Source organism: Bradyrhizobium manausense, assembly GCF_001440035.1.
In the GTDB taxonomy this organism is placed as follows: domain Bacteria; phylum Pseudomonadota; class Alphaproteobacteria; order Rhizobiales; family Xanthobacteraceae; genus Bradyrhizobium; species Bradyrhizobium manausense.
Window position 1 is genome coordinate 1 of record NZ_LJYG01000117.1, and the last position, 1,282, is coordinate 1,282.

At 38.1% G+C, this 1,282-nt stretch carries 1 protein-coding gene; it reads right to left on the reverse strand.

Annotated elements, in window-relative coordinates; translation table 11 throughout:
- Window positions 1–61 precede the first annotated feature (61 nt).
- Window positions 62–1,206 (reverse strand): IS3 family transposase gene (locus AOQ71_RS44540; RefSeq protein ID WP_085944219.1). Its coding sequence is split into 2 segments (ribosomal slippage): window positions 62–942 and window positions 942–1,206, totalling 1,146 coding nucleotides; the frame shifts between segments, so codons are not numbered across the junction.
- Window positions 1,207–1,282: the final 76 nt, after the last annotated feature.

The following is a 1,282-nucleotide window of genomic DNA, read 5'->3' on the forward strand; positions in this document are numbered from 1 at the left end:
AGAGGTGGTCCCACATGTTTGAACAACTAAAAGCTTATTTATAAGTGATACTCTGCTCTAGTTAAGCTACCTTATTTTGTTGTGGTAGCTGGTCATAGTAAAACTCATCTGGAGTCATTTTGTCCAGACTCGAATGAGGTCGTTTCAAATTATAAAATTCAAAATATGCGTTTAATTGCTTCTTCGCATCCAAAACATTGCTGTAGGCTTTGAGATACACCTCTTCATATTTAACGCTCCGCCATAATCGTTCAACCATCACATTATCAACCCATCGACCTTTACCATCCATGCTGATTTGGATGTCATTTGATTTCAATACATCAATAAATGCATCACTGGTAAACTGACTGCCTTGGTCTGTATTAAATATTTCAGGTCGACCATATTTTTCAATAGCTTCATTTAATGTTTCTATGCAAAATGTAACCTCCATACTAATCGATACTCTATGCGCAAGTACCTTGCGGCTATGCCAATCAATCACAGCACATAAATAAACAAAGCCTTTTGCCATAGGGATATACGTTATATCCGTAGACCACACTTGATTACTGCGCTGAATAGCCAATCCTTTGAGCAGATATGGATATTTGCGGTGAGCTTGATTAGCCTGGCTTAAATTTGGTTTGCAATATAACGCATTAATGCCCATTTTCTTCATTAAAGTACGTGTATGACGTCGTCCTATATGATGTCCTTGACGATTCAACAAATCACGCATCATACGGCTACCTGCAAAAGGGTATTGCATATGTAACTCATCCATACACCGCATCAGCTTCAGATCTGATGCACTCACAGGTTTTGGGCGATAGTAATAACAACCACGGGAGACTTTCAGCAGCTGAGCTTGCTTAGATACTGAAATCTGAAGTGAGTCATCGATTAACTTTTGTGGTTGAAGCGGCCCAGTTTCTTCAACACACCTTCTAAAAAATCAATTTCTAATGCCTGCTCACCGATTTTTGCATGTAGTTTTTTTAGATCGATGGGTGGTTCTGTTGGAGCTTTTGATTGATCGAAAGCTTGCGAGGAAGCTGAAATCAGTTGATTTTTCCAGTCGATAATTTGGTTTTGATGAACATCAAATTCAGCACTCAATTCAGCAAGTGTTTTTTCTGCTTTAATCGCAGCAAGTGCTACCTTAGCTTTAAAATCATTTGAATGATTTCTTCTTGGTCTACGTGCCATAAAATACTCCATATATTGATGTTTATAACATCATTTGGGGAGCAAAATATCACTTATAAGTGTTGTTCAAATTTCCTGATCCACCTCT